The organism is Streptomyces sp. NPDC094448 (assembly GCF_044763775.1).
In the GTDB taxonomy this organism is placed as follows: domain Bacteria; phylum Actinomycetota; class Actinomycetes; order Streptomycetales; family Streptomycetaceae; genus Streptomyces.
Genome location: NZ_JBIWGU010000011.1, coordinates 165,802 through 191,833, shown reverse-complemented (window position 1 = coordinate 191,833; position 26,032 = coordinate 165,802). Strand labels below are relative to the sequence as shown.

At 70.7% G+C, this 26,032-nt stretch carries 22 protein-coding genes and 1 tRNA gene; 10 read left to right on the top strand and 13 right to left on the bottom strand.

What is annotated here, in order from left to right; genetic code table 11:
* Window positions 1–72: 72 nt before the first annotated feature.
* The 9 genes from ACIQ9E_RS22510 to ACIQ9E_RS22470 all read right to left on the bottom strand — a co-directional run bounded on the left by ACIQ9E_RS22510 (window position 73) and on the right by ACIQ9E_RS22470 (window position 9,739).
* Window positions 73–1,725: a long-chain fatty acid--CoA ligase gene (locus ACIQ9E_RS22510; RefSeq protein WP_403709656.1), complete on the bottom strand. Its 1,653-nt coding sequence runs from the start codon at window positions 1,723–1,725 to the stop codon at window positions 73–75.
* A 447-nt stretch (window positions 1,726–2,172) separates the two neighbouring features.
* The gene (locus ACIQ9E_RS22505) at window positions 2,173–2,760 is read right to left on the bottom strand and encodes a SigE family RNA polymerase sigma factor (RefSeq protein ID WP_040915617.1); all 588 of its coding nucleotides are present in this window, start codon (window positions 2,758–2,760) and stop codon (window positions 2,173–2,175) included.
* Between the two features lie 376 nt (window positions 2,761–3,136).
* Window positions 3,137–4,306 (bottom strand): lipid-transfer protein, encoded by a 1,170-nt coding sequence (locus tag ACIQ9E_RS22500; protein WP_403709654.1) that lies wholly within the window; start codon window positions 4,304–4,306, stop codon window positions 3,137–3,139.
* Entirely contained in the window at window positions 4,303–4,767 is a 465-nt protein-coding gene (locus ACIQ9E_RS22495; protein WP_403709858.1) for a MaoC family dehydratase, read from the bottom strand. The genes ACIQ9E_RS22500 and ACIQ9E_RS22495 overlap by 4 nt, the downstream gene beginning before the upstream one ends.
* Before the next feature lie 26 nt (window positions 4,768–4,793).
* Window positions 4,794–5,891, bottom strand: coding sequence for a bifunctional MaoC family dehydratase N-terminal/OB-fold nucleic acid binding domain-containing protein (locus ACIQ9E_RS22490; protein ID WP_403709652.1), 1,098 nt, complete (start codon window positions 5,889–5,891; stop codon window positions 4,794–4,796).
* A gap of 399 nt (window positions 5,892–6,290) precedes the next feature.
* Window positions 6,291–6,599, bottom strand: coding sequence for a hypothetical protein (locus ACIQ9E_RS22485; protein WP_403709650.1), 309 nt, complete (start codon window positions 6,597–6,599; stop codon window positions 6,291–6,293).
* Between the two features lie 668 nt (window positions 6,600–7,267).
* On the bottom strand, window positions 7,268–7,549 hold the full coding sequence (locus ACIQ9E_RS22480; protein WP_403709649.1) for a hypothetical protein: 282 nt from the start codon (window positions 7,547–7,549) through the stop codon (window positions 7,268–7,270).
* 547 nt (window positions 7,550–8,096) lie between these two features.
* Window positions 8,097–8,462, bottom strand: a complete 366-nt coding sequence (locus ACIQ9E_RS22475; protein ID WP_403709647.1) for a hypothetical protein — start codon at window positions 8,460–8,462, stop codon at window positions 8,097–8,099.
* 14 nt (window positions 8,463–8,476) lie between these two features.
* Window positions 8,477–9,739 (bottom strand): helix-turn-helix transcriptional regulator, encoded by a 1,263-nt coding sequence (locus ACIQ9E_RS22470; RefSeq protein ID WP_403709645.1) that lies wholly within the window; start codon window positions 9,737–9,739, stop codon window positions 8,477–8,479.
* Between the two features lie 293 nt (window positions 9,740–10,032).
* Between ACIQ9E_RS22470 and ACIQ9E_RS22465 the strand changes: the two genes are divergently transcribed.
* The 5 genes from ACIQ9E_RS22465 (at window position 10,033) to ACIQ9E_RS22445 (ending at window position 13,417) form a co-directional block, all read left to right on the top strand.
* Window positions 10,033–10,224 (top strand): hypothetical protein, encoded by a 192-nt coding sequence (locus ACIQ9E_RS22465; protein ID WP_403709643.1) that lies wholly within the window; start codon window positions 10,033–10,035, stop codon window positions 10,222–10,224.
* A gap of 112 nt (window positions 10,225–10,336) precedes the next feature.
* Window positions 10,337–10,465, top strand: a complete 129-nt coding sequence (locus ACIQ9E_RS22460) for an albusnodin family lasso peptide (RefSeq protein ID WP_403709641.1) — start codon at window positions 10,337–10,339, stop codon at window positions 10,463–10,465.
* A gap of 71 nt (window positions 10,466–10,536) precedes the next feature.
* A complete protein-coding gene (locus ACIQ9E_RS22455) occupies window positions 10,537–12,234 on the top strand; it encodes an albusnodin/ikarugamycin family macrolactam cyclase (protein WP_403709639.1) in 1,698 nt (565 codons plus the stop codon).
* The gene (locus ACIQ9E_RS22450) at window positions 12,231–12,869 is read left to right on the top strand and encodes a lasso peptide biosynthesis B2 protein (RefSeq protein ID WP_403709637.1); all 639 of its coding nucleotides are present in this window, start codon (window positions 12,231–12,233) and stop codon (window positions 12,867–12,869) included. Before ACIQ9E_RS22455 ends, ACIQ9E_RS22450 begins: the two co-directional genes overlap by 4 nt.
* Complete coding sequence (locus ACIQ9E_RS22445) at window positions 12,866–13,417, top strand: GNAT family N-acetyltransferase (protein WP_403709635.1); 552 nt, start codon at window positions 12,866–12,868, stop codon at window positions 13,415–13,417. Before ACIQ9E_RS22450 ends, ACIQ9E_RS22445 begins: the two co-directional genes overlap by 4 nt.
* A 710-nt stretch (window positions 13,418–14,127) precedes the next feature.
* Here ACIQ9E_RS22445 and ACIQ9E_RS22440 read toward each other — a convergent pair.
* Window positions 14,128–14,212 (bottom strand) — tRNA-Ser (locus ACIQ9E_RS22440).
* An 80-nt stretch (window positions 14,213–14,292) separates the two neighbouring features.
* Window positions 14,293–15,894, bottom strand: coding sequence for a S1C family serine protease (locus tag ACIQ9E_RS22435; protein ID WP_403709633.1), 1,602 nt, complete (start codon window positions 15,892–15,894; stop codon window positions 14,293–14,295).
* Between the two features lie 273 nt (window positions 15,895–16,167).
* On the opposite strand from ACIQ9E_RS22435, the gene ACIQ9E_RS22430 reads away from it, so the two are divergent.
* From ACIQ9E_RS22430 to ACIQ9E_RS22420, 3 genes are all read left to right on the top strand, one after another.
* Window positions 16,168–17,019: a glycerophosphodiester phosphodiesterase family protein gene (locus ACIQ9E_RS22430; RefSeq protein WP_403709632.1), complete on the top strand. Its 852-nt coding sequence runs from the start codon at window positions 16,168–16,170 to the stop codon at window positions 17,017–17,019.
* Between the two features lie 201 nt (window positions 17,020–17,220).
* A complete protein-coding gene (locus ACIQ9E_RS22425; RefSeq protein ID WP_403709631.1) occupies window positions 17,221–17,868 on the top strand; it encodes an ATP-binding protein in 648 nt (215 codons plus the stop codon).
* 471 nt (window positions 17,869–18,339) lie between these two features.
* Window positions 18,340–19,332, top strand: a complete 993-nt coding sequence (locus tag ACIQ9E_RS22420; RefSeq protein ID WP_403709629.1) for a DUF5926 family protein — start codon at window positions 18,340–18,342, stop codon at window positions 19,330–19,332.
* A 414-nt stretch (window positions 19,333–19,746) separates the two neighbouring features.
* Here the strand turns inward: ACIQ9E_RS22420 and ACIQ9E_RS22415 are convergent, their stop codons facing one another.
* Both ACIQ9E_RS22415 and ACIQ9E_RS22410 read right to left on the bottom strand, forming a co-directional pair.
* A complete protein-coding gene (locus ACIQ9E_RS22415) occupies window positions 19,747–20,034 on the bottom strand; it encodes a hypothetical protein (protein WP_403709627.1) in 288 nt (95 codons plus the stop codon).
* Window positions 20,035–20,921: 887 nt separating this feature from the next.
* A complete protein-coding gene (locus ACIQ9E_RS22410; protein WP_403709625.1) occupies window positions 20,922–21,605 on the bottom strand; it encodes a bifunctional DNA primase/polymerase in 684 nt (227 codons plus the stop codon).
* A 1,096-nt stretch (window positions 21,606–22,701) separates the two neighbouring features.
* Here ACIQ9E_RS22410 and ACIQ9E_RS22405 point away from each other — a divergent pair.
* Together ACIQ9E_RS22405 and ACIQ9E_RS22400 are read left to right on the top strand one after the other, a co-directional pair.
* On the top strand, window positions 22,702–24,336 hold the full coding sequence (locus ACIQ9E_RS22405) for a PP2C family protein-serine/threonine phosphatase (RefSeq protein ID WP_403709623.1): 1,635 nt from the start codon (window positions 22,702–22,704) through the stop codon (window positions 24,334–24,336).
* Between the two features lie 127 nt (window positions 24,337–24,463).
* Window positions 24,464–25,921: an aminopeptidase P family protein gene (locus ACIQ9E_RS22400; protein WP_403709621.1), complete on the top strand. Its 1,458-nt coding sequence runs from the start codon at window positions 24,464–24,466 to the stop codon at window positions 25,919–25,921.
* Window positions 25,922–26,032: the final 111 nt, after the last annotated feature.

Here is a 26,032-nt window from a genome sequence, read left to right as displayed (position 1 = left end):
GTACGGGCTCCCCCGGCGTCGTACGGCTCCCCCGGCGGTGGCTCCGTACCGCCTCGGCCGTCGCCGTACCGCTCAGACCTCGACGACGTCCAGCTCACCGTCCGCGTACTGCCTGCGGATCGCCCGCTTGTCGAACTTCCCGATATTCGTCTTCGGCACCTCCCGCACCAGCGACCAGCGCTCCGGAAGCTGCCACTTCGCGACCGTCTCCCCGAGGAAGGCCTTCAGCCCGGCGAGATCGGTGGTCGCCCCCTCCTTCAGGACGACCGTCGCCAGCGGGCGCTCGTCCCACTTCGGGTCGGGCACCGCCACCACGGCCGCCTCGGCGACCTCGGGGTGCGCCATCAGGGCGTTCTCCAGCGCGATGCTGGAGATCCACTCACCGCCGGACTTGATGACGTCCTTGACCCGGTCGGTGAGGGTGAGGAAGCCGTCGGGGCTGATCACGCCCACATCGCCGGTCTTGAGCCAGCCGTCCTCGCTGAACTTGTCCTCCGGCCGCAGGGGTTCCTCCCCGGCACCGCCGAAGTACGCGGCGGCGATCCACGGGCCGCGTACCTGGAGTTCGCCGACCGACTCGTCGTCCCACGGCAGTACGTCTCCGCCGGGGCCGACGATCCGCGGTTCGACACCGGCCGGGAAGCGGCCCTGCGTCAGGCGGTACGGCCACTCCTCCTCCGCGCTCAGCCCGGCCGGGGCGTGCGCCATCGTGCCGAGCGGGGAGGTCTCCGTCATGCCCCAGGCGTGACAGAGGCGCACGCCCAGCTTGTCGTACGCCTCCATCAGCGCGGGCGGACACGCGGAACCGCCGATGGTGACCTGCTTGAGTGAGGTCAGATCGCGGGGGTTGGTGAGGACCTCGGCCAGCAGCCCCTGCCAGATGGTGGGGATGGCGGCGGCGTGGGTCGGCCTCTCGCGTTCGATCATCTCGGCGAGGGGCGCGGGCTGGAGGAAACGTTCCGGCATGAGCATGTTGAGGCCGGTCATAAACGCGGCGTGGGGGATGCCCCAGGCGTTGACGTGGAACTGCGGTACGACGACGAGGGTGGTGTCCTGATCGGTCAGCCCCATCGACTCGGACATGGAGACCTGCATCGAGTGCAGATAGACGGAGCGGTGGGAGAAGACCACGCCCTTGGGGTCGCCGGTGGTGCCGGAGGTGTAGCACATGGCGGCCGCGCTGCGTTCGTCGAGAGCGGGCCAGTCGAAGGTGGTGGGGCGGTCCGCAATCAGCTCCTCGTACTCGTGGATCCGGGCCGAGGTGTCCGCACCGGTCAGCAGGGAGCGGTCGCCGGGACCGGAGACCACGATGTGCTCGACGGTGGGGAGATGGGGCAGCAGCGGTACGAGGAGCGGGAGCAGCGAACCGTTGACGATGACCACGCGGTCGGCGGCATGGTTGGCGATCCACACCAGCTGCTCGGGAGGGAGGCGGAGGTTGAGGGTGTGCAGGACGGCGCCCATGGAGGGGATCGCCAGATACGCCTCGACATGTTCGGCGTTGTTCCACATCAGGGTGGCGACCCGCTGATCGCCTTCGACGCCCAGCTCGTCGCGGAGCGCGTTCGCCAGCCGGATCGCGCGTTCGCCGGTTTCGCGGAAGCTGCGGCGATCGGGCTCGGGGGCGCCGGTCCAGGTGGTGATCTGCGACTTTGCATGGACGCTCATACCGTGTTCCAGAATGCGGGTCACGGTCAGCGGTATGTCCTGCATGGTGCTCAGCACGGCGTCCTCCCGGTGGGCGCTGTGTTGCTACGCGTCAGTAAGGGTGTAGAGATTCTGCGCGCGTACCGAGCGGTATGTCACTACCTGAGGACGGCGGATTCGCGTTCGCGGGAAGGCGGCGGCGGAGCGGGAGAGCTGCGGGGCGGGCGCGGGAGCCCGTACGGGACGGGGAGAAGCCGCGGCCGGGGGACGGGGGCGTTCGGGTGGAAACGCCTGCGGCTCCGCGGATACGGCCCGGGTACGGCGCGCGTACGAGCCGGGCACGGCGCGCCTTCACGGCCCGGATGCGATCGGTTACGACTGGTTCCGACCAAGTAGGGTCCGGATACGGCACGGATACGGCCCGCGTACGACCGGATACCGGCGCGCATTCACGGCCCGGGTACGACTGGTTACTACTCCGGTACGACTGGTTACGGCCCGGATACCGCCGGAACACGGCAACCGTCAGCGGGCCGGGGACAGCTCCGGATCCTCGCGCAGCTTGCCGAGCGCCCGGGACACCGCGCTCTTCACCGTCCCCACGGACACCCCCAGCACCTCCGCGGTCTGCGCCTCGCTGAGGTCCTCGTAATAGCGCAGCACCACCATCGCGCGCTGCCGGTCCGGAAGCTTCATCACGGCACGCCACATCGCGTCGTGCAGGACCTGCTGCTCCGCCGGATCGGGCGTGGGCGAGGTCTCCCGCTCGGGCAGCTCGTCGCAGGCGAACTCGTCCACCTTGCGCTTACGCCACTGCGAGGTACGGGTGTTCAGCAGGGCCCGGCGGACATAGCCGTCGAGCGCGCGGTGGTCCTCGATGCGCTCCCATGCGACATAGGTCTTGGTGAGCGCGGTCTGGAGGAGGTCCTCCGCGTCGCTCGGGTTCGCGGTGAGCGAGCGTGCCGTCCGCAGCAGCACGGGCCCCCGCGCCCGTACGTACGACGAGAACGACGAGTAGCGCGGGCGGGTCGCGGACCGTGCGACGGTCGTGCCGTACGACGGAGGTCCGGACAGGGCGGCCTTCGAAGCGCTGGTGCAGACTGGCGTGGTCATAGCTCCACGCTAGGAGCGGGTACTACTCCGGCGGATCGGCCAGAGGTCCCGAAGGCATGTCCCCCTCAGGTTGTAGTGGTGGTGCCGGCCCCACCTCCTGAAGGTGGAGAAGACCCTCAGAGGCGGGGAAGGGGCGGGCGGGACCTGGATGTCCGTTGCGCCCGGAAAACCCGGACCGAGGACGTTGTCACAGGCCGGAGCGGGGCTTGGGGGATGGCGGGACCGGGTGTACAGCCGTACACCTTCAGGTGGAGAACGGGCCCGCCGACCCCTGAGGCGCGGTGTCCCGCTCTCCGCGGGACTCGCCCCGGATATTCCGCCGGGCAGTTCTCCCGACGGCTCTCCCCGGACGTCCCGGGGAAGGCGTCGGCGCCGCTCAGCCGTCCGCGCCCAGGATCAGCCCGGAGGTGGGGACGCCCGTGCCCGCGGTGACCAGGATCCGGGCGGCGCCGGGCACCTGGTTGACCGAGGTGCCGCGGAGCTGCCGTACCGCCTCCGCGATGCCGTTCATCCCGTGCAGGTACGCCTCGCCGAGCTGGCCCCCGTGGGTGTTGAGCGGCAGCGCGTCGGCCGCCACGAAACCGGAAGCCTCACCGGGCGCGCAGAAGCCGAACTCCTCCAACTGCATCAGCACGAAAGGAGTGAAGTGGTCGTAGACGATCCCCACGTCGATATCGGCGGGCGTGAGCCCCGAAGCGCCCCAGAGCTGCCGGGCGACCACCGCCGTCTCGGGCAGACCGGTCAGACCGTCCCGGTAGAAGCTGGTCATCTGCTCCTGGGCGCGCCCCGCCCCCTGCGCGGCCGCCACGACGACCGCAGGGGGGTTCCTCAGATCCCGGGCGCGCTCGGTGCCGGTGACCACGAACGCCTGCCCGCCGTCGGTCTCCTGGCAGCAGTCGAGCAACCGCAGCGGCTCCACGATCCGGCGTGACGCGGCATGATCGGCGAGGGTGATCGGGCGGCCGTGGAAGTACGCGGCGGGGTTACGGGCCGCGTGGCGGCGGGCGGTCACGGCGACCGGGCCGAAGGCATCCGCGTCGAGGCGGTGGACATGCAGATAGCGGCGGGCGGCCATGGCCACCCAGGAGGCGGGGGTCAGCAGACCGGCGGGGAGGTTCCAGCCGAGGGCGGTGCCCTCCGCCGACGGTTCGCGCCGCTGCACCCCGGAGCCGAAACGGCGACCGGAACGCTCGTTGAACGCCCGGTAGCAGACGACGACTTCGGCGACGCCCGCCGCGATCGCGAGAGCCGCCTGCTGGACGGTGGCGCACGCGGCGCCGCCGCCGTAGTGGATCCGGGAGAAGAAGGTCAGCTCCCCGATTCCGGCGGCCTGCGCCACGGTGATCTCGGGGCTGGTGTCCATGGTGAAGGTGACGAGCCCGTCGACGTCGGCGGGGGAGAGTCCGGCGTCGTCCAGCGCGGCGCGTACCGCCTCGACGGCGAGCTTCAGCTCACTGCGGCCCGAATCCTTGGAGAACTCCGTCGCACCGATGCCCGCGATCGCGGCACGGCCCCCCAGCGAACCCCTGCCTCCCGGACGCGTCACCGGACGCCCTCCCGTCTCCGCGGGGGAAGCGGGGGCGGGGCGAAGGCGACAGTGACCGTGCCCGTGACGTGGTGGCCGAGGGCGTTGGTCCCGACGATCCGCACCTCGGCCGTACGGCCCGCCGGAACCACCGGATCCGGACCTTGTGGTTCCGGCGGGCCGCCGGTGACCGAGACCACGGTGCCCCGCAGCACCATGGTGTCGCCGGGATAGTTGGGTACGCCGAGCCGTACGGCGACCCTGCGCAGCTCGGCCCGCTCCCCCAGACAGTCGGTGACATAGCGGCCGACCAGCCCGTTCGTCGTCAGGATATTCATGAAGACGTCGGGGGACCCCTTCCGGCGGGCCGCCTCCGGGTCGTGGTGCACATCCTGGAAGTCCCGGGAGGCGAGGGCCCCCGAGACGATCAGGGTGCGGGTGATCGGAATCTCCAGCGGAGGCAGTTCGTCCCCCGCCCGCAACTCCCCGTCGCTCCGGCTGCCGCCCGTCATCCTGCCGTCCTCTCCTCGGCGGTGGGGCCCGTGGCCGTCACCGCGCGGAAAACCGGGAGGGTCAGGTCCTCTTCGAAGGAGGTGAACTCCAGCGTGACGGGCATTCCGATCCGTACGTCGGCGGGCGGCACCCCGGTCACTCCGGCGATGATCCTGACGCCCTCGGCCAGTTCGATCAGCCCGACCGCGTAGGGCGGGTCGAAGGCGGGGAAGGGGGGGTGGTGCATCACGACGTACGAGTAGACCGAGCCCGCACCGCCGGCCTCGACGGTGTCCCAGGCGTCCGAGCCGCAGTCGTTGCACCCGGGGAGCCAGGGGAAACGGAGCCGTCCGCAGTCGGTGCACCGCTGGATGAGCAGCCGCCGCTCGGCGACCCCGGCCCAGAACCCGGCGTTGTCCCGGTTGACCACGGGCCGTGGCCGCCGCGCCCGTGGCCCGCCGGATGCCTCGGGCACCTCGGGCACCTCGGGCGCGGGCTTCTCGGGCGCGCGCACTTCGGGCACCTCGGGAGGGGACGCCTCCGGGCGCTCGCCATCCGGCCGTTCATCAGCGGGGCGCCGCGCTCCGGGCGCGTACTTCAGAATGCGGAACCGATGGGTTCCGACGGCCTCCCCGTCCACCACCCGGATATCCGTCCGGGTGGTGATGAAGTGCCCCGGGCCCAGCTTGGTGTGCTTCAGCTCCGAGACGGACTCGATGAGGGTGTCGAAGGTGATCCGGTCGCCGGGGCGCAGCGGGCACAGATACTCCTGCTCGCAGTCGGTGGCGACGACGGCGGTGTACCCCTCGCGGTCCAGCAGCCCGAGCAGTTGCTCCCACGCCGCCGAACGGCCGGCCGGCTCCCTGTGCCCGGACAGCCCGCCCAGCGTCCACGCCTGGAGCATCGTCGGGGGCGCGACGGCACCGGGTCCCCGGTAGGCGGGGTTCGTATCCCCCATGGCCTCGCACCAGTGTCTGATCATGGCCAGGTTGACCGGGTCCTTGCCGACACCGCCCGTAACGGCTGCCCGCCCCTCGTGCGCCTTCAGCCGCTCGTACAGACCCCGCGCCCCATCCCCCGGCGAATCCCGCAGCGGCTCCACCGGCCGGCTCACCGCGGCCCCCGGCAGCCACTGCCGCCCCGCGCGCGGCAGGCCTCGCCGAGGAGCGGGAGCGGTGGGCGCCGGGCGGCCGGGCCGTCGGACATGGGTACGGGGTGCACGGTGGAGGCCTCCCGGGGAACGCGGGACACGGATCGGGCCGGACGGAAACCTATTTCTGACTGTCCGTCAGAAACAGTCGGGATGTCAAGCCGCCGAACCGTCGGACGCCAGGCGCCGGGCGCCCGTGGGGTATCAGGTCCATGCCCGCGCCAGGAGGCCGCATACAGAGGGCCGCCTGCACGAAGGCGCCGCGTCGGCACCACCGCACAGGCGGCCATCACCCCTTGGTCATCCCCCGGTCGAGCCGGTCACCCCCCGGTCGAGCGGGTCATCCCCCCGCCGGGCCGACGGTCACCACCACAGGTGGGTGAAGTTCACGTTCACGTTGTCCTGGTCGATCGCGGTGAAGGCAGAGCCGTTGACGCTGGCGATATTGCTCTGGTTCGACGCACCGGCCCCGCTGGCAACCTGCTGACTGGTCGTCGAATTGCCCAGGTTGTGGCCACCGACACCGCTGGCGACGATCGAAGCCACCGTCGCGTTCGATCCGTTGTCCCCGAATGCGGCATTGTCGGCCGAGGCGACACCCGTGAAAAGGGCGGCCGTCAGGGGCAGGGCGGCGACAGCGGCGAGAACGCGGACCGTACGGATGCTTGCCATGTCTTCTCCTCCGAAAAACTGCTTACGGCTTGCTTCCGGGCGATTGGCCGACCGCCCCGGAGTAATGACGACGTCGCGCCCTCAGAGTTGCCCATCGAATCCCCGGCGAACCACCCAAGACGGAGCGATTCCCCCTCAAGCGTGAGGACAAGCAGATAAACCCCTTTCACGCCCGCAGAACGGGAGACCGGCCGAACCCGGTACCGGCTATTGAGACCGGATCCCGGACGCCCCAAGGGGGGAATCGTTACGGCGCCGCCCGCCGTCACTTCCCCCGCCAAGCTTCGAACGCAAGCGCGAAAACGGTTCCATGGCCGTACCCGATCGACAGACGTTCACCCCGGCCCTCGCCCCACCGACAGGACGGCGGGTCACCGCCCGGGGGACGTACCGCCCGGCCTCCGGTACGGCAGAAAACCCGCCCGCGCCCCGCCCGCACGCCCTTTCGCTACTGATCGCGCCGCCCGCACGCCTCCACCACCCCACCGCCACCCGCGCACGCCCCTCCCGGAACCGCCAGGAGCAGGGCCCGGCCCACTCCCCTCCGGCCACCCACGAAGGCCGGCGCGGCCACCGCGAACACCACAGCCACCGCGGTCACGCGAAAAGGGGTGCCCCGCACAGGACACCCCTTCCGCATACGCGCCCCGGCACCGCCGGGGAACCGGCTACTTCTTCTTGCCGAAGAGCCCGCCCTCGAACTTGGCCCAGTCGTACATCTGATGCACGGCCTGCCCGAAGATCGGGATGCTGATGTGCTCGAAAACGTCTTCCAGCAGGTCGATGTCACCGGTGTTGTAGATCAGCGGCCCATTGATGTTGATCAGCCCCCCGCCCGCGAGGGGGGCCGCCTTCTGCTCCTGGGCCTGGGCCGTACCGCTCGACAGGGTGAGGGCGACACCGGCCGCCACCGTCACAACAAAAGCCGCACAACGGACACGACGCTTCATGCGTACTCCGATCCAGAGGGTGTAGTTCCACTGAGATCAGCCCAGACTCAACTACTCGATGTACAAAGGGAGTTGAGGAGAATGCACCTGTGGGGGGCTGAGGTGAACGTCAGCCTGCCATCAGGTCAAGGGCAAGTAAAGTACCTGGAAGGGTTGATGTGATCATGACTGAATTCCAACTCCCTGTCCGAATCACACCGCCCTGAAGGGCATACGAGACAGAGGGCCCCGAACGGACAGCGGAATGCGGAATGCGGCCGACGGGACGGCAGGGACGGCAGGGACGGCAGGGACGGGAAGAGCACACGAAAAAGGGCGGGCTCCCCTCGGGGGGAACCCGCCCTCGGCACCGACCGGTGCCGTCAACGTGCGGTGGGTGTGGGATTTGAACCCACGGTGACTCGCGCCACGACGGTTTTCAAGAGGGGGTGTGGCTGGAGCAGCAAAGGCACCTCTGAACTGGCGTTTCCCCACTCCCGGCCCGCTCCGGACCGGACCGTGGTCCACACCAGGCCCACTGGCCGGGTACCGGGAAAGCGCCCCTCGATCAGCTCAGCGCCTTCTCGATGGCCTCAAAGATGTCCGCGTCAGTCTCCTGCTGCCACCCCGGAAGCTCCGGCCAGTCGGCCACGTACCCCGGCTTCGGGTCCTCGAAGTGCTTGAACATCTGGGCCGTCCAGCAGGTGGCGACGAAGCGGCCCTTCTGCTCGCGGGACAGCCGGGTCGCATGCCCGCCGCTGATTTCGATGAAGTGGCGGACCTGCTCGTACACGGAGCCGGCGGCCTGGCGCTCCCACTCCGGGGTGTCCTCCCAGGGGGTGACGTATCCGGCCTTCGGTTCGCCGGGGAAGTGCCGGCGCACCCCCGCGATCCACGCCTCCCGGAACAGTCGTGCGCCTTCGGTCTGCGACATGCCAACCCCTCTCGTCACGGCGTCCTCAGCGCGGCGACCTCCGCCCCCAGCTCCGCCACGCGGTGGTCGCGGCTCAGGGGCCCGAACTCGTCGCACAGATCGTGGAGTCTACGGGCGACGTACCCGGACGATGACGCTCGGGCGAGCTGGACGGCCTCCCGCCCGTACACGCTGACCTGCTCGGGGTCGTTCCGCTTCGCGCCGATGGAAGCAAGGTCGGTCAGCACCGTGCCCCGTCGCCGGTACGACTGCCCGGAGGCAAGCTCGCTCTGCCCCAGCGCCCGGCGCAGGGTCTCCTCGGCAAGATCCAGCCGGCCGAGCCGGACGTACCGCGCTCCGCGCTCCTCCGCGAGCCGGGTGCCGTCGAAGCGGAGCCATCCGCCGTTGGTGCTCTCCGCGGGCAGTTCCTTGACCTGCTCGGCCCGTTCCATGGCACGCTCGCACGCGGAGAGATCGCCAAGGCCCGCGTACCCCTCGGCCTGGACCGACGCGACCCAGTGCCGGGTGGCCAGAGCGCAGTCGCCCCTGAAGGCCAGCCGCTCAGCGGCCCCGAGCATCTGCACGGCCTGGTGGTATCGCCGGCCGGACATATCCACGTAGGCGTGCCGGACGAGGGCACACGCCCACAGGTCGTACGCGCCGGCGTCCTTGCTGACAGAGGCCGCGAGCGCGTAGGAGGCGGCGGCATCGGTGTACCGGTTCGCGTCGAAGGCCACCTCGCCCGCGAGCTGGAAGAGGTCGGCCGCCGCGTTCAGCAAGGGCTGGGAGGCACCTCGCCCCGCGCTCAGGGCTTCGCTGAGGGTCGTCAGCTGATCTCTGACGACGGGATAGACCGACCCTTTGGAACGGGCGAGTTGGTAGACCTGCCAGAGATGGCTGTTCATCCTGGCGAAGTCGGCCGGTGTCCCCCGGCGGACTCCGTCCGTGAGGGCGGCGGCTTCGTCGGCGGGCAGGGCGGCCAGTGCCCCGCTGACGCTCAGAAGGCGGAGGAATTCACGGCGGATCATCTCGTCAGGGTCTCCCGCTCTCGGGTGCGGATGGTCGCTGGAAGGCTGCCCTTCGGCCACTGCTCGGTCCGCTGATCGCGGCTGGTTCAGCAACGCGTCCAGCTCATCGAGACCGATGTCCAGGGCTGCCGCCAAACCCGGCCGCTGGAGCGGCTGCGGTACGCCCCTGCCGCTCTCCCAGCGTCCGACCGTTGTACGGTCCACGCCGAGTAACTGGGCTAACTTCTCCTGACTGTAGCCCAGGGTCCTGCGCCGTTCCGCCAGTCCCATACCGGCTCCCTCCCATGAACTCGCCCCGCGACGATCATGTGCCCGGATGTGCATCAAGGCTGCCGCATCGATGCCGTGGAGTCCTCGTACTCCCCACGCTTTCCTTGGAGTTGTCGCGATCGGGCGTCGTCCGCCCGGATCAACACCGGGGTACCAGGGGCTCGCCCGCCCCCCTCCCAGCCGGTGCCATGCCCGACAGCAGAACACACCCGTACAGGAGCCGTGCCGGGTTCCTTCGTTCCGCTCATCCATGCCGGTACCCACACATGGGCTGCCCGAAGACTGGAGGCCGTATGTCTCGCAAGGCCGGGGAGCACCGTGACCCCACGGGCTCGGTGCTCACCGGCTTCTGGGCGCTGGGGCACATCATCACCCTGCTTCTCCTCGGGGCCACCGCGCTGCATCAGCACGGTTCCCTCGACCCGGGGTCGTCACGGACCGATCTGCCCCGGGGATCGGCACCCGACCTCGGCTCCCTCAGCTGATCCGCGCCTCGCGCATCCGAGCCTCTCCGGACGTTCGGCGTCGGGAGGCCCAATCGGGGCGGGGCGGTCATTCCCCGCCCCATCCGATCGATGAAGAAGGGAGGTGAACACCATGACGGACACCACTCAGCCCGGCATCGAGCCGGACGAGGAGGTCGTGCCCCTGGAGAACGCGGCTCTGCTGACCCAGGGCGGTAGCAGCAGCAGCGTGGAGAACAAGCGCTCCCCGTACGACTGCTGATCCCTCAGCGGCGGCATCTCGATACGAGGTGCCGCCGCGCCCTCCGGCCCGAATCCATTGGAGATGATCACATGGGATGGTTCGGTGGGGTGCTTGCCTCGCCCGATCCGAGCCCTGCACCGATCGGTGCCCAGGTCGTGTGGAACGAGCCTCGTATCTGGTCGGTCGGTGCGACCGTACGGTTGGCCACGGGGAGAGAAGGACAGCGGCTCGCGGTCTTCGGCCCTTGCGGTGCGGCGGACACTGAGTTGGAACGCCTCGTGGACCATGCGAGTACCGGCGAACTGGACACGGCGGCGACCGCCTGGACCGGTGCCTACGCCGTCGTCCTGGACAACGGGAAGGGCGCCTTCGCCCTGTGGGCGGACCCGGCCGGCGCCTGTCCCCTCTACCTCGCGCGACCGCATGACGGCCTCCTGTGGTCGTCCAGTTCTCTGGCGCTCGCCTCGCTGCTCGGAAGCGGGCCGGACCGTGGGTGGCTGGCGGCGCATCTGGCCGACCCGACCGCATGGACCCCCGGGCGCTCGGCGTGGACCGATGTGGAACAGGTACCGCCGGGGCATCGGTGGACCGTCTCACCGAACGGGGCATCGGCCTGCGTCCCGTACTGGGAACCCTCATCGGGCACCCGAGCCACGTCCGTACGTCGGCTGCGCGACGACTTGGCGGACAGCGTCCTGATCCGCGCGGCCGGCCGGGCGATCTCCTCGGATCTGTCCGGTGGGCTGGACTCCAGCACGCTCACCGCCCACGCGGCCCGGTGCGGCCCCGTCGTCGGGATCACCCACCACCCAAAGGGAAGGGAGCGGGGCGGCGACACCGACCACGCCCGCGAGGTGGCACGGGCCTTCCCCTCCATCCGACACCGCCTGATGCCGCTGGGTCGGGAACACCTCCCCTTCACCGATCTCGACGCGCTGGTCCTCACCGATGAGCCGCCACCGTCGGCCATCACCATCGCCCAGCTCTTCTCCCAGTTCGCTCTGATGGCGTCCGAGGAAGCCGAGGTCCACCTCACAGGTGACGGCGGTGACTCCCTCTTCATGCCCCCGCCGACGCATCTGGCCGACCTCGTCCGCTCGGGGCGCCTGCTACGCCTCGCCAGGGACGCCCAGTCGTGGGCGCGTCTCCATCGGGCGAGCCCCTGGCCCGTCCTGTCCACGGCCTGGAAGCACCCTGATCGACTGGGTGGTGTCCCAGGCCCGAAACCCTGGCTGACCAGTGACGCCCTCGACCTGGCGGACGCCGTCGTCTCGCCCTGTCCGCACGGCAGACTCCTGGGGTACGCCGACCGTCATCTCCTCGCCGAGTGCCGCTATGTCGGCCGTACCGCCGCCACGGAGAACCAGATGGCCGCCGCGTTCGGGATCGAGATGCACAACCCGTTCACCGACGCCCGGATCCTGGATTCCGTCCTCGCTGTCCCCGCCGCCGAACGCTGGTCGGCCCACCGCTACAAGCCGCTCCTGGTCGACGCCGTCCGGGATCTGCTGCCCGACTCGGTAGTACGGCGCGCGGCGAAGGGGCGGTTCGCCATGGACCACCACCATGGTCTCCGCGCCAATCTGGGCCGGGTCCTGGACCTGGCGGACGGGCACCTCGCCGATCTAGGACTGGTCCGGCCGGCTGTCCTGCGGTCCCTGCTCCGCCGAGGGGCGCTCGGGGTCGATATCCCCTGGGGACTGATCGAACCGGTCCTCGGTACGGAGCTGTGGCTTCGCGTCTCCGGGACGGCGACACAACTCGTGCGCTGGGAGGAACGGCCATGACCGCACCTCTGCCGAACCGGCACACCCGTACGGCGATCATCGACCGCACCAGGGTGATCATCGACTACCGGACCGGTTCCACCACGGTCCTTACCGGGACCGCCCTGGCCCGCTGGCTCGACGCCCTGGAGCAGAGCGCGGCGCCGGCTCCCGTGGCCGTTCAGGCATCCGCGATCTCCTGGGGGACCAGCGAATCGGCCGCTTGTCTCCCGCTCCTTCCCCGTCCCCCATGGCGATGGGCACTGGCTGCTGGGGTGCTGCTCCTGTGCACGCTCGGCGTCCGGCAGTTCGGCAGCCGCGGAACACGCTTCGGCCGCCTGGTCCGCCTCGCCGAGGCTGGCCGGAATCTCCCGCCTCCGCCCCGGGAGCAAGCGGCCCTCGCGGTCCGCTCGGTGCGCTGGGTGGCCCGGTTCCTGCCCGCCCGGGTCGCCTGTCTGGAGGAATCCACGGCGGCCTCGCTGTTGCTGGCGTGCCGGGGCCGGGGCGGTGCCTGGCGGCACGGCATCGCGACCGACCCGATCAGATTGCACGCCTGGATCTGCGATATTCACGCCCGTCCGGTCGAGGAACCGGACCAGACTGACGACTACACACCCCTCAACACCCCAGCAGCCACAGCGAAGAGGCACCGATGACCACCCCGCAGATCCTGCTTCCCGGCGAACGCGTCGCCCTGGTCCTCCCCGACCGTGACCACCTGCCCGACTACCACCGCTGGGAGAACGACCCCGGCACCATCCTCGGGTTCGGCACCCAGGTACCCCAGTCCTGGGAAGCCCGCTCGGGGGGCTGGGAGCGTCAGCGGGCCAACCGCGACTACCCCCAGTTCGAGGTGGTCACCGCCGACGACCACACCCCCGTCGGCCTCACCACTCTCCAGATCGACGGGGCGGTACGGACAGCGGAGTTCGTGATCCTGCTGGCCCCGGAAGCCCGCGGCAGGGGTCTCGCCACCGAGGCCACCTCCCTCACCCTGCGCTGGGCCTTCGAGTACGCCGCCCTCCGCATGGTCTGGCTCAAGGTCCTGGAGCCGAACGCGGCGGGTGTCGCGGCCTACCAGAAGGCCGGGTTCCAGCCCGCCGGCCGCCTCCGTCAGTCCGGCTACTGGCAGGGACAGCCCTGCGACGAACTCCTGATGGACGCCGTCGCCGACGACCACCTGGTGGCCACCGGCCCCGCCTGATCACTCGGCGCCCCGGTGTCCTGCCCGGTCCGGGGTCGGGCATGGCCAGGGGGCCGTACCTCCCCAAGCTCCAAGGAGCAGGGGCTACCCCATGGCCGGCAACTCGGGCAGGCTTCTCCCCTGCCCGCAATGGGCACGAGTGGCCCCCGGCCTTGCCCGGCGTCGGGTCCCGGACCGGGGAGGTGGGTAAAGCCGCAGAAGCCCCGGCCCCAGCCACCGACCAGCCCTCGCCAGCGGCGGGATAGATACCGCCGCCCCTGCGCCAACAGATCACGCAACCCCGGACGCGAACCGCGCGCCTCGGGCTGATGGCTTTCGCGTGCGACCACCGCGGATTCGGACGGATGCCGCAGAGCGGGGATCGAGGCGTGGTGGGCGCTCGGCAGGAGCAGCAGCATCGGCCAAAGCGGCCAGATCCATGCACCCTCCCCGTAGGATCACCTTCGCCCTCTTCTCGCCATACCAGAGAACGCACTTGAGATGTGACCGGACAGCACGGCTCGTTCGGAGCAGCACTGGCAGGTGGCCGGAGTCCCCTTCTTGGTCCACCTGGTCAGGCCGTGCCTCGTCGCTGAAATCCGGTCCAAGCCTGGTCCGCACGTGCCGGCCATCGCCGGGACAGAGGAGATTCAGGGTGGGACAGGCCCCACAGCAAAGGGGTGCCCCTCTTCGGGACACCCCTTCTGATCAGCTCGTTGCCTGACCTGCTGCGGTGGGTGTGGGATTTGAACCCACGGTGACTCGCGCCACGACGGTTTTCAAGACCGTTCCCTTAGGCCGCTCGGGCAACCCACCCAGCGCCCCGCCGTGTCCGGCGTGGAGCGGCCTACAGCGTACCGGCACGGTGGCCGGTGTCGCAGCAGCCTTCCATCGGGTCAGGAGCTGTCGCCCGTGCGGGAGCCGAGGGTGAGGGTTGCCTTGGACTCCTTGCCGTCGCGCTCAAAGGTGAGAGTGACCTTGTCGCCGGGCTTGTGGTTCCAGATCTCGCTGATCAGGGTCGGGCCGCTGTCGACGGGCTTGCCGTTGAACTCGGTGATGACATCGCCCGCCCGCAGGCCGGCCTTGGCCGCCGGGCCCGTCGGGGGGATCGCCGGGCCGCCGTCGCCGGCCTTGTCCGGGATCCGGGCGCCGCCGGGCGCCCCGGAGACGTCGACGGTGGCGCCGATGACCGGGTAGACGGGCTTGCCGGTTTTGATCAGCTGCTCGGCGACGTTCTTCGCCTGGTTGATCGGGATGGCGAAGCCGAGGCCGATGGATCCGGCCTGGCCGAGGCCGTTGCCGGTCGACTGGATGGCGGAGTTGATACCGATCACGGCGCCGCGGGCGTCGAGGAGGGGGCCGCCGGAGTTGCCCGGGTTGATGGAGGCGTCGGTCTGGAGCGCGCTCATGTAGGAGTTGCTCTTGCTGCTGGGCTCCCCGCCGGAGGCGACCGGGCGGTTCTTGGCGCTGATGATGCCGGTCGTGACCGTGTTGGACAGGCCGAAGGGGGCGCCGATCGCGATCGTCGAGTCGCCGACGGCGACCTTCTCGGAGTCGCCGAGGGCCAGCGGGGTCAGACCGGAAGGCGGGTTCTTGAGCTTGAGCACCGCCACGTCGTAGCCCTGGGCCCGGCCGATGACCTCGGCGTCGTACTTGCGGCCGTCGGAGAACGTCACCGCGAGGGTGCCGCCTTCCGCCGCGGAAGCCACCACGTGGTTGTTGGTGAGGATGTGACCCTGCTGGTCGTAGACGAAGCCCGTACCCGTACCACCGCCGGAACCGCCGCTGCCGGGAAGCTCCGCGCCGCCGCCCTCGCGGCCCGACTTCACTTCGATGGTCACCACGCTCGGCAGTGCCTTCGCGGCGACCGCCGCCACCGTGCCCGGCGCGCGCTGGAGGTCCTTGGGGATCTCCGTGGACGTGATCGTCGTCGAGGAGCTGTCCTCGTCGCGGTCGGACGCGGCCCAGTAGCCCGCGGCACCGCCGACACCACCCGCGACAAGGGCGGCCACCAGAATCGCGGTGACCAGGGTGCCGGCGCGCTTACGGCGGCGGGGCTTGGCATCGGCGGGCGGCACCGGGGCGCCCCAGACCGGGCCTTCCGCGCCCCCGTAGGGAGGGACGGCCGGCGGAACCGTCCAGTCCGCACCCTGCTGGGAAGCCGGGGGAGCCGTCGGCGGCGCGACCGGCGCGGAGGCCGGCGGATACTCCTGGGGGACGGGCGGGGCCGGCGCCCGGGATCCGTGCGCGGGAGCCTGCGGGTATTCGGCGGAGCCGGACGGCTGCGCCGGAGGGTTTGCCTCCGGGCCGGGTGCCGCGGCGGGCGGTACAGGCGTGGACGGTACGGGCGCCGACGCGCCGGGCGCGGGTGCCGGAGCCGCGGCGGGCGCCGGGGGCGGCCCGTCGGGAGCAACCGGCGGCACAGGGGGTACGGGCGGGGTCGCCGGGGTCCCCGACTGCTGCGCCGGTCCCTCGGTGCCCTCGTACTCGGTGCTCACAGTCTCTCTCCTCCGGGGTCCACAGATGCTCGTATCGGTCGGGGAATCCGCGCTGCAACTGTCTCGGATCAGCATTTCCCACAGGCCGTCAGACCACAGTAAGCAGGACCTGTGCTTATAGCGTCCTCCCTTTATATGCGACAAAACGGTCGGACGCGGTGAGCCGCCGGAGACCCGTCCGGCGGAGGCTCCGTCCGGCCGTGCTCCGGGCGTACGGCAGCGTTTCCGCGCCCCCGCGCGCATCGCGGGCCCCCGCGGTGACACCATGACGCGGTGACCTCAGCACGACAGCAGAACATCCAGGTCGTGGCCCACCGCGGCGCCTCCGAGGACGCCCCCGAGCACACCCTGGCCGCGTATATGAAGGCAATCGAGGACGGCGCCGACGCCCTCGAATGCGATGTCCGGCTCACCGCCGACGGCCACCTCGTCTGTGTCCACGACCGACGCGTGAACCGCACGTCCAACGGGCGGGGTGCCGTCTCCGCCCTGGAACTGGCCGATCTCGCCGCGCTCGACTTCGGGACCTGGAAGGGGCGCGAGGACTCCGCCGAGAGCCCGGACTGGGGCGATCCGTCCCTCACCTCCGTCCTCACCCTGGAGCGGCTGCTCGAACTCCGCGCCGACTCCGGGCGCCGTATCGAGCTGGCCGTCGAGACCAAGCACCCGACGCGCTGGGCGGGCCAGGTGGAGGAGCGCCTGCTGCACCTTCTCGGCAGGTTCGGGCTCGCCGCCCCGGCATCGGCAGCGGAGTCGCCGGTACGGATCATGAGCTTCTCGGCCCGTTCGCTGCACCGGGTCACGGCGGCCGCACCGACCCTGCCCACCGTCCATCTGATGCAGTTCGCGGGTCCGCGGCTGCGGGACGGCCGGCTGCCCGCGGGGGTACGGATCGCGGGACCGTCCATCCGGATGATCCGCAACCACCCCGAACACGTCGGCCGGCTGCACCGGGCAGGCCACCAGGTCCACGTCTGGACGGTCGACGATCCGGCGGACGTCGAGCTGTGCGCACGGCTCGGCGTGGAGGCGATCATCACCAACCGGCCGCGGCAGGTGCTCGCCCAGCTCGGCCGTGACACCGGGAACAGCACCGGCGGTGGCGGCGGCGGTGGCACGGGCTGACGATCCCGTCCGCGAGCCCACCACTCCCGGGGTGTAATGCGCGCCACATCGGGGCCTCCGCAGCTCCGGCGACCCTGGCGGCAGACCGCCCGGTTTCCGCGCTTTCCATCCGGTACGAGAGGGAACACCCCGGCTTAGTTGCACATGACACCCACTACGGGGAGTGCCCCGGCGCATTCACAACGTACTCCCGGGTCAGGAGTGCCCCATCAGGCCGCTCGGGGCCGGTTTCCGGTCCGGCCCGTCGGGGCATTCACACGGTGGCGTGGGGCAAAGGAGGTCTCGGGGGTGGCGTTGGTGGTGGCACAGCACGTGCCCACGTCTTCGAGCATGGCCGTACCCCATGGCCCTGCGGGCGTGGGTGAGGCAAGGCACCGAATGCGTGAGCAGCTACGCATGAGCAAAGTGCCCGAATCGGTCGTCGACGACGCGATGCTGATTCTTTCCGAACTGCTCAGCAACGCCTGCCGACACGGCAGACCGCTGGGCCATGCGGATCGGGGGGACGGCAGCATCCGGGCCGCCTGGCGCGTGGACCGGGCCGGACGGCTCACGGTCGAGGTGACGGACGGCGGCGGACCCACCCGGCCCGTGCCGTCGACCCCCTCGGTCACCGCGCGCGGTGGCCGCGGGCTCCAGATCATCACGGCCCTGGCCCATGAGTGGGGCGTCCGCGATCATCCGGCGGGCGAGGTCACCGTATGGGCGCTCATCACGGACGGAGCCCAGCACGACGCGTACGCTACGCGCGTCAACGGCGGCGCTCCGGGGTTCGGATTCGGATTCGCCGAGCCGTACGACGGGCCGTACGACGGGGGCTACGACGGATCCTTCGACGGGGTCGCGTAACCAGCGGGAGCCGGACGGTTCGGCGCAGGACCTCCTGGCGCAGTCGTACGCGACGGTGCGGTACGGGATCGTCCGGCGCGGTGCTGCGCGGAACCGGATCGCGCAGCGCGAATACGTACCGGACGCCGTCGCGGCGAGCCGGTCGTACCGGAGCAGTGCGGTAGAGCGGGCGCGGCCCGTCCCCGCCGGCCGCCCGTCGCCGAGCAGCTCCGCAGGCCGCCCCGCAGCACCGTGCGGCCGCCGGGTGGGCGGCGGCGCGTGCCGCCGGGCCGGCTTCCGGGTGCCGTGGCTTCCCCGGAGCGCGGGGCGACTAGGGTCTGTCTGACGGATCGGCGAGCCCGGCAGGATCCGTCAGACAGGCCCTGGGCTCGCGCCAGGACCGACCGACAGACCCTTACGACCCAGTCATCCCGCGCCAGGTGCCGCATACATCGCACCACGCGCCGCTGTATCCACGGGAGAAGCCGCACCATGGCCAAGAAGCGCCCCCAGACCTCATCCGCCAAGCAGCAGCCGAAGGACCGGGGCCGGGCCGTCGGTGCCAACGAGCCCGTGCCCGTGGTCGGCGCCCGCGAACCCTGCCCCTGCGGTTCGGGCCGCCGCTACAAGGCCTGCCACGGCCGGGCGGCCGCCCATGCCGTCACCGAGCTGGTGCAGCGCCCGTTCGAGGGGCTGACCGGCGAAGGCGACTGGGTCGCCCTGCGCGAACTGGTTCCGGCCGCGACGGTGGAGCTGACGCTCAAGGGCGGGCTGCCCGACGGCGTACCGTCCGTGACGCTGGCGACCGTACTGCCGATGGCGTGGCCGGCGCTCCGCCGCGACGACGGCTCGGTCCTCCTCGGCGTACAGAACGACACCGCGACCGGCGACCTCAGCCGGGACCTCGCGGACACCCTGAACCGCGCGCTCCAGGCGGAGCCGGGCACTCCGGTCGCTGCCGAGCGTGCCGCTTCGGACCAGGGCCCCCGGCTCCAGGACCTGCTCGACCCGACTGCGCCCTTCGAGCCCGTGGTGCACTCCGGGTTCGAGTTCTGGGTGCCGGAGGCCGAGTCCGCGTCCGCGGACGTCGCCGCGTCCCTGGAGCGGGCGAACGCCGCCGCGCTCCCCACCGTGAAGCTCTCCGGCGTCGAGTCCGCCTACTGGTGCGAGACCCCGGAGAAGAACCATCTGCGGTGGGTGATGACGCACCCCGAGGAGGAGCTGCTCTCCGCGCTGGCCAGGCTGCACGCGGCCGGGGAGAGTTCGCTGGGCGAGGGCACCCGGCTCGTCGGCTCGTTCCGGGCCCATGGTCTGGTCGTCCCGGTCTGGGATCTGCCCACCGGTATGGGGGCCGAGGAGTGCGAGAAGCCCGCGGCCGCGTTCGCCGAGCGGCTCGCCGGGGCGCTGGCCTCGGACGCCCCGCTCACTCCCGAGGAGCGCCGGGCGCGCGGCGGGCTCACCAATCGGCAGATCACGCTGAGCTGAACACGCCAATTATTGCGGCCGAGTCACAACTGGCCTGAACACGACGCCCTGTTGGATCCCGGGCCGGTTCCGGCCCGGGATCCGTGGTCGGAGCGGGTCCGCGGTCCGGTAATAGCGGGTGACTCCAGTCACAACTCGCGCCGTACTCAGCCGTTTCTCTGTCCGAATAATCGAGATCGAATTTGCGAACCGCAGATCTCTTGTTACCGTTCTAAGAGCCCGGTCGCTGGTGCATCCCCCGTCGCCAGCGACCGGGCCTCTGTCGTTTCCGGGGACGGGTGGATCCGGAGCGAAAAGTCGGACCGGAAGTTCCGCTTCCTCCCGGCTTACTCCTGACTTCAGCCCGGCTTCAGCCCGGCTTCCGGTGGTTTCCTCGCCGCTTCCACTCGCGCCTTCCGATCCTTGCGGCACTTCTCAATGCTCCGCCGGATCACCGGAGTTGCTGCCGGAGCGCAGCAGCAGCGGACCGCCGCCCCGAACGCCCGCACCGGCCCCGGGAGCGGGTCGGCTCCCCGGTCGGGACCCGGCTCCCGCATCGGCCCCCGCCTCGGTCGGCACCCCTTCTTCCGCCACCGCGAACTCGGCTACCGCGAAATAGTCCCGCAGACCGCGGGATGGCACCTTCGGCGTCTCGCAGACGCCCGGCTCATCACCCGCTTCCACCAGACAGTTCATCTGAAGCGTCCGGCGTCCGGGACCCATGAGAGTCAGTACGGAAGTCAATTCCGCGCCCGTGGCATTCCGGTAGTACGTACGTCCCCAGGTGGCACGGCCATCGGTCAGTACACACGTCTGGGCCTCGACTCCGTCCGGAGAGGTGAGTTCCGGTCCGCAGTGCGCCCGGGTGGCGCCCGCGGATGCCGCCCCGGACGCCGCGCCGGGCAGCGCTACGGCCGCCGGACCGGCCGTTTCCGTGGCCCCGGGTGCCGCGTTCTGCCCACGGCTGGGGCGTTTTCCGGCCGATTTTCGGGTGATACCGTCCGGCTCCGCTCCCACGCTCCGGGCCGATGGCCCGTCCGCACCGGAGGCCGCGGGCGGCCGACCCGTACCGGGCTGCCGGCTGTCCAGGGCCCGTACGACCCCGGACCCGTCCGGCACCCGGCCTTCACCCGCCGCGGCTGCCAGCGGCGCCAAGGCGGCTGCGACCACGACCGAGGAGATGCCGACCATGCGGAGATTCATGGACACCTGCCGACTGCGAGAAACGGCGGAGGACGGGAAAAGCACGAGAAGCGGGGGAAACGGGGAGAAGGCAGGAGAAGCGGAGAAGCGGGGAGGCGCGAGAAGAAGGGGCGGAGAAGAAGGAAGCAAGGCAGACGGCAGCAGGAGAAGAACGGGGCGGAGAACGTGAAGCCATGGGTACGGCTGCGGGCCGCCGAACCCCGGGGGAGCGCCGGAAGACCCGGGCAGCGGCACGGGCAACCGGTGCGGGGCGACGATATCCGTGTCGTACGGGGGCGAGAGGTGCCGCGCACCCAATTCCCGTACAACTCGGGCCTACTCCTACCCGTTCGGGTGACTTCCAGGAAACAGAAAGGCCGGGCCCGTAGCCGGGCCCGGCCTCTGGATCAGCTGCAATCGGCCGGGATTCAGTACGCCAGCCGACTGCCGCCGTCCGGGGCGTTCGTGCTCGCTTCCACCAGGGCGTCGACCATCGTCTCCACGTCCGGCAGCCAGGGCGCGGCCGCCCCGGGCGCGGGCTCCCGCTCCCAGCGGACCTGCCCCGTCCCGGTCTCCGACGGCGGCAGAACCAGATAGCCGCCCTCCCCGTGGAACCGTAGCGAACCGGGCACCCGGTCCTTCACGTACAGCAGCTCACCGAGCCGCTCCAGGCTGTACGGCGCGACCAGCAGCGACCACCGGGTCGGCGTCGCCACCACGGGGCCCAGCCGTACCCCCATCCGGTCCAGCTCGGTCAGCGCGACCGCCCCCGCGAGGGCCGGCAGGCTGACCGCGCAGGGCGCCTTCCCACCGGTGGCCAGAACCACCGGTGCGGTCGGGCGATTCGTCCACCACCAGCGCAGCATGCGCTCGTCGGTGGTTGCCGCCAGAACTCCGGAGTCGAAGGGGTGTGCACCGGGTACGGCGCACTCAGGGTCGGGGCAGGCACAGCGCCGGCCGCGACCACCACCGGCGGCGGCCCGTCCCACCCCGGGGATTACGGGCCATCGCCATGCGGCGCAGGTGAGCGCCGCTTCGAGCTGTGCAGGCTGTACCGGGCCCCTCTTGCGCCACAACCGAAGCCTGCGTCGCCTTCCGAGGATCTCGCGCATGTGCGCTCGTTCCTTTCCGTTGAACGCCGAGGTCCACATCACACCATGTGTGCAGGTTTTCACTGTGCATACGAATACGCGCTGTGTGTACGTACTGCGTGCGTATACGTACCTGTCCGCTGCTGGTTCCACGAAGCCGGTACGTACCTACGGATCGGCTGGTCGGCGCCGGTCCCGCCCTGCTGTGCCGACGGCCTCGACCGCCACCGGCAGGGGCGTCCCCCGACTGACCTGCGGCAGTTTCGCCGCCCGGGGGCCGAACGTGGACGTGCTTCATCAAACGCGTGATGAGGGACGTGTGCCTGACGCTTGCGTGTCCCGTTATAGCCGGACGGCGCCGCGCGCGCGGCCCGATCGGCCTTTTCCCCTCCGCCCGGCGGTCGGTCCGGGTGGCCTGTCCGGGGATCGTTCTCAGGTGCCGTCACGGCCCACGGACTGTAGGACGCCCCGGCTCGTCACCGGGTTCCGGGACTTTCCAACTGACCCCGGACGTCACCTTTTACGTACTTTACGTACCCGTCACGTTCGGTGCGACGCATCCGTCCGGCCACCGACGACAGGCCACTCCAGGATCGTTCGCCCCGGAGGGATCCGCCGAAGGATCACCGTCGAACATGTTCAGTCGATCGCAATTGATGGCGAGTAGCGGCATTTTTCAGCCAAGTTCACCAACTCGTGACGAATATCCTTCACTCCGGAACCCTCAGTCAAGAGCACCCCAAAGCATGCTCAAGCTCCCGTAGACACCATCAATCCCACTGGTGCAATGCTGGACATCCGCTGACATGTGCGTGTAGATGTGGATCCATTGCTAGCGGCGCAAAATGACCTGGGGGTTTGCAATGCTTCGGCGTGAAATGCACCCATCGGAAAGATCGCTCCGATGAGCGCCCCTCACCTTCCGAAAGTGGCCGGAATCGACTCTTCGATTCCCCAGTCCGCGCAGACTGCGGCGGCTCCGTCCACGACCGCCGCGGCTTCCCCGCCTTCCGCGCCTTCCGCGTCCGAGCCGTCGGGACCCTCCGAATCGTCCGCTCCGAGTGGTACGACTCACTCTGGTTTCCCAGGGAGTTCACCTTCGCCGGGGGGCGCTTCGGTGCTCGGCGGGGCGCATACGGTTCCCGCTGCGCCGGTCTCGTTCGACGAATGCGCGGAGGACCGGGTGGCCGATCTCACCACCCTGCACGAACTGACCGGCCGGCTGACCGCCGTCGCAACACTCGACGCGGCTCTCGACGAGGTGCTGCGGGCGGGCGCCGGGATTGTCGGTGCCCGCCGCGGACTGATCGTCCTCGAACCCCCGCCGGGCACCGGCGCGCTCACCTCGCCCGTGTCCATCACCCGTGGCCACGGGCTCAGCCACGCGGAGCTGGGCCATATCGAGACCGTGCCCCGGCCGATGACCGCCTACGGCCGCATCCTCGAAGGCACCGCAGGCGCAGCAGACGTCACCTGTACTGCGGACCTGACGGGCGCAGACGCCATAGAAGGCGCAGAAGGCGCAGAGGGCACAACTGCCCCTCCGGACCCGGCGGGCCCGATGGACCCGGCGGGCCCCGTGGGCGCAGTGGACCTGATGGACCCGGTGGATGTCAGGGGTGGTGCAGGGGATGCCAGGGGCGCGGCAGTCGCCCATCCGGACATCCTCAACGACCTCTCCCTCGACCCGCTGCGCCGCGAGGTCGCCGTCCATCTGGGCTGCGCCGCCGCGTACACCCAGCCGCTGGTGTCGGGGACCAGCGGCATCCTCGGCGCCGCCGTCTGGCTCTACGACACGCCCACCGCGCCCGCCGACCGTCACCGCCGGCTCGTCAACGACTACATGCGGTACGCCGCCGAGCATCTGGCCCGTCTCGCGGAACTGGCGGAGGCCCGGCGGACCGTCGCGAGCATCGCCGATGAGCTGCTCCCGAGCCGGCTGCCCCTCGTCCCCGGCGTCCGCCTCGCGGTCCGCCACCGCACCGGACCGCACGGCCCGCGCGGCCACTGGTACGACGCCCTTCCGCTGCCGGAGGGCGCGCTGGGCCTGGCCGTGGGTTCGGTCGGCGGTACGGGCCCGGGGGCGCTCGCCGCGGTGGGACGGCTGCGCGCCTCCCTGCGGGCGTACGCGGTGATGGAGGGCGAGGATCCGGTCGCGGTGCTGTCGGATCTGGAGCTGCTGCTGCGGCTGACGGAACCGGCCGGGACGGCGACGGCGCTGTTCGCCTACGCCGAACCCGCCGCCGGAAAGATGGTGCTGGCCGGGGCCGGGCACACGCCGCCCCTGCTGATCGGCGAGCGGCGCACCGAGTTCGTGGAGACGTCCCTGTCGGCACCGCTCGGCATGCTCGCCTGCTGGGAGGCGCCGAGTGTGGAGCTGTGTCCCGAGCCGGGAGAAACGGTGCTCCTCTATACGGACGGGCTGCTGCGGCGTACCGGCGAACCGATGGACCGGGCGTTCGCCCGGCTGCACACGGCGGCGGCGAGCGTGCCGCGGACGGCCCGGGAGGACCCCGGGGCGGTCGCCGACCATGTACTGAACACACTGTTTCCGCAGGTCACAGCGGCTGCTGAACGGGCGGAAGAGGGCGCTCCGGCGTTCTCCTGCGGGCGTCCGGACGAGAGGGTCCGACGGCCCGTGCGCGGGGTCGGGCGAGGGCCGCGGGACGGCTTCCGGCCGGGGGCGCAGCACTCCACGGCGTACGGCGGCGGCGGGGACGATGTCGTCCTGCTCGCCGTCCGCTTCGACTGACCTCGGCCGACCGGCGGGCGGCACCCAGTGGTACACCCGTTATGTCGGAATCCTCACACCTTTCGAGGCCCCCTTCACGACAGACATACGATGGAGTCCGGTCCGATGACGTGTCGAGGAGGCAGACGTGGCCGAGGAGCTCACCCCGAGTACCCCGGATGAAGAAGAGCAGTCGGCGAAGCCGCGTAAGAACGGCCTCTACCCGGAGGTTTCCGAGGAGCTTGCCGCGAACATGGCAAGCGGCTGGGCGGACACCGAGCAGCGCGACCTGAGCCCCGTCGAGCAGGCCCCCTATGCCGCGGAACGCCGTGCGGCACTCTCGGAGCGCTTCCCCGGCGAGCGTCTGGTGGTTCCTTCCGGGAAGCTCAAGACGCGGTCCAACGACACGGAGTACCCCTTCCGTGCCGCGACCGAGTACGTATATCTGACCGCCGACCAGAGCGAGGACGGCGTCCTCGTTCTGGAGCCGACCGCCGACGGTCACGAGGCCACCCTCTACCTGCTGCCGCGCTCCAACCGGGAGAACGGCGAGTTCTGGCTCTCCGGCCAGGGCGAACTGTGGATCGGCCGCCGCCACTCGCTGACCGAGAAGGCGGCGCTGCTGGGCCTCCGGACCGGGGACGTCCGCGAGCTGGCGGGCACGCTGCGCGAGGCCACCGGGCCCGTGCGGGTGGTCCGCGGCCATGACGCGGACATCGAGTCGGCGCTGACCGACAAGGTCACCGGCGAGCGGGACGAGGAGCTGCGGATCTACCTCTCCGAGGCGCGCGCGGTCAAGGACGCGTTCGAGATCGGGGAGCTGCAGAAGGCCTGCGACTCGACCGCACGCGGCTTCGAGGATGTCGTCAAGGTTCTCGACCGGGCTCAGGCGACCAGCGAGCGTTACATTGAAGGAACGTTCTTCCTGAGGGCTCGGGTCGAGGGCAACGACGTCGGCTACGGCTCCATCTGCGCCTCCGGCCCCCACGCCACCACCCTCCACTGGGTACGCAACGACGGCCCGGTCCGCTCCGGCGATCTGCTGCTGCTGGACGCGGGCGTGGAGACCACCACCCTCTACACGGCCGATGTCACCCGCACCCTGCCGGTCAACGGCCGCTTCGACGAGCTTCAGCGGAAGATCTACGACGCGGTGTACGACGCCCAGGAGGCCGGGATCGCGGCCGTGAAGCCGGGCGCGAAGTACCGCGACTTCCATGACGCTGCCCAGCGGGTACTGGCCGAGCGGCTGGTCGAGTGGGGTCTCCTGGAGGGCCCGGTCGAGCGGGTTCTGGAGCTGGGGCTCCAGCGCCGCTGGACCCTGCACGGTACGGGTCACATGCTCGGTCTCGACGTCCACGACTGCGCCGCCGCGCGTACCGAGGCGTACGTCGACGGGACGCTGGAGCCGGGCATGTGCCTGACGGTGGAGCCGGGTCTCTACTTCCAGGCGGACGATCTGACCGTGCCCGAGGGGTACCGGGGCATCGGCGTCCGGATCGAGGACGACATCCTCGTCACCGAGGACGGCAACCGGAACCTGTCGGACACGCTGCCCCGACAGGCCGACGAAGTCGAGTCCTGGATGGCGTCGCTGCAGAGCTGATCCGGAAGCCGGGACGACGGCCGTACCCCGGGCCAGGGCCCCGGGCCGGACGGCCCCGAGCCCGAGCCCGAACCCGAACCCGGGAACGAGCCGGCGACCGGCGATTCGGTG

Bases quoted from the DNA above. Each gene is read 5' to 3' on its own strand.
- ACIQ9E_RS22420 (WP_403709629.1), top strand. From the start codon at position 18,340: ATGGCCAAGAAGCGCCCCCAGACCTCATCCGCCAAGCAGCAGCCGAAG.
- ACIQ9E_RS22415 (WP_403709627.1), bottom strand. From the start codon at position 20,034: ATGGGTCCCGGACGCCGGACGCTTCAGATGAACTGTCTGGTGGAAGCG.
- ACIQ9E_RS22485 (WP_403709650.1), bottom strand. From the start codon at position 6,599: ATGGCAAGCATCCGTACGGTCCGCGTTCTCGCCGCTGTCGCCGCCCTG.
- ACIQ9E_RS22455 (WP_403709639.1), top strand. From the start codon at position 10,537: ATGGGATGGTTCGGTGGGGTGCTTGCCTCGCCCGATCCGAGCCCTGCA.
- ACIQ9E_RS22480 (WP_403709649.1), bottom strand. From the start codon at position 7,549: ATGAAGCGTCGTGTCCGTTGTGCGGCTTTTGTTGTGACGGTGGCGGCC.
- ACIQ9E_RS22465 (WP_403709643.1), top strand. From the start codon at position 10,033: ATGTCTCGCAAGGCCGGGGAGCACCGTGACCCCACGGGCTCGGTGCTC.
- ACIQ9E_RS22470 (WP_403709645.1), bottom strand. From the start codon at position 9,739: ATGGGACTGGCGGAACGGCGCAGGACCCTGGGCTACAGTCAGGAGAAG.
- ACIQ9E_RS22450 (WP_403709637.1), top strand. From the start codon at position 12,231: ATGACCGCACCTCTGCCGAACCGGCACACCCGTACGGCGATCATCGAC.
- ACIQ9E_RS22505 (WP_040915617.1), bottom strand. From the start codon at position 2,760: ATGACCACGCCAGTCTGCACCAGCGCTTCGAAGGCCGCCCTGTCCGGA.
- ACIQ9E_RS22445 (WP_403709635.1), top strand. From the start codon at position 12,866: ATGACCACCCCGCAGATCCTGCTTCCCGGCGAACGCGTCGCCCTGGTC.
- ACIQ9E_RS22410 (WP_403709625.1), bottom strand. From the start codon at position 21,605: ATGCGCGAGATCCTCGGAAGGCGACGCAGGCTTCGGTTGTGGCGCAAG.
- ACIQ9E_RS22460 (WP_403709641.1), top strand. From the start codon at position 10,337: ATGACGGACACCACTCAGCCCGGCATCGAGCCGGACGAGGAGGTCGTG.
- ACIQ9E_RS22475 (WP_403709647.1), bottom strand. From the start codon at position 8,462: ATGTCGCAGACCGAAGGCGCACGACTGTTCCGGGAGGCGTGGATCGCG.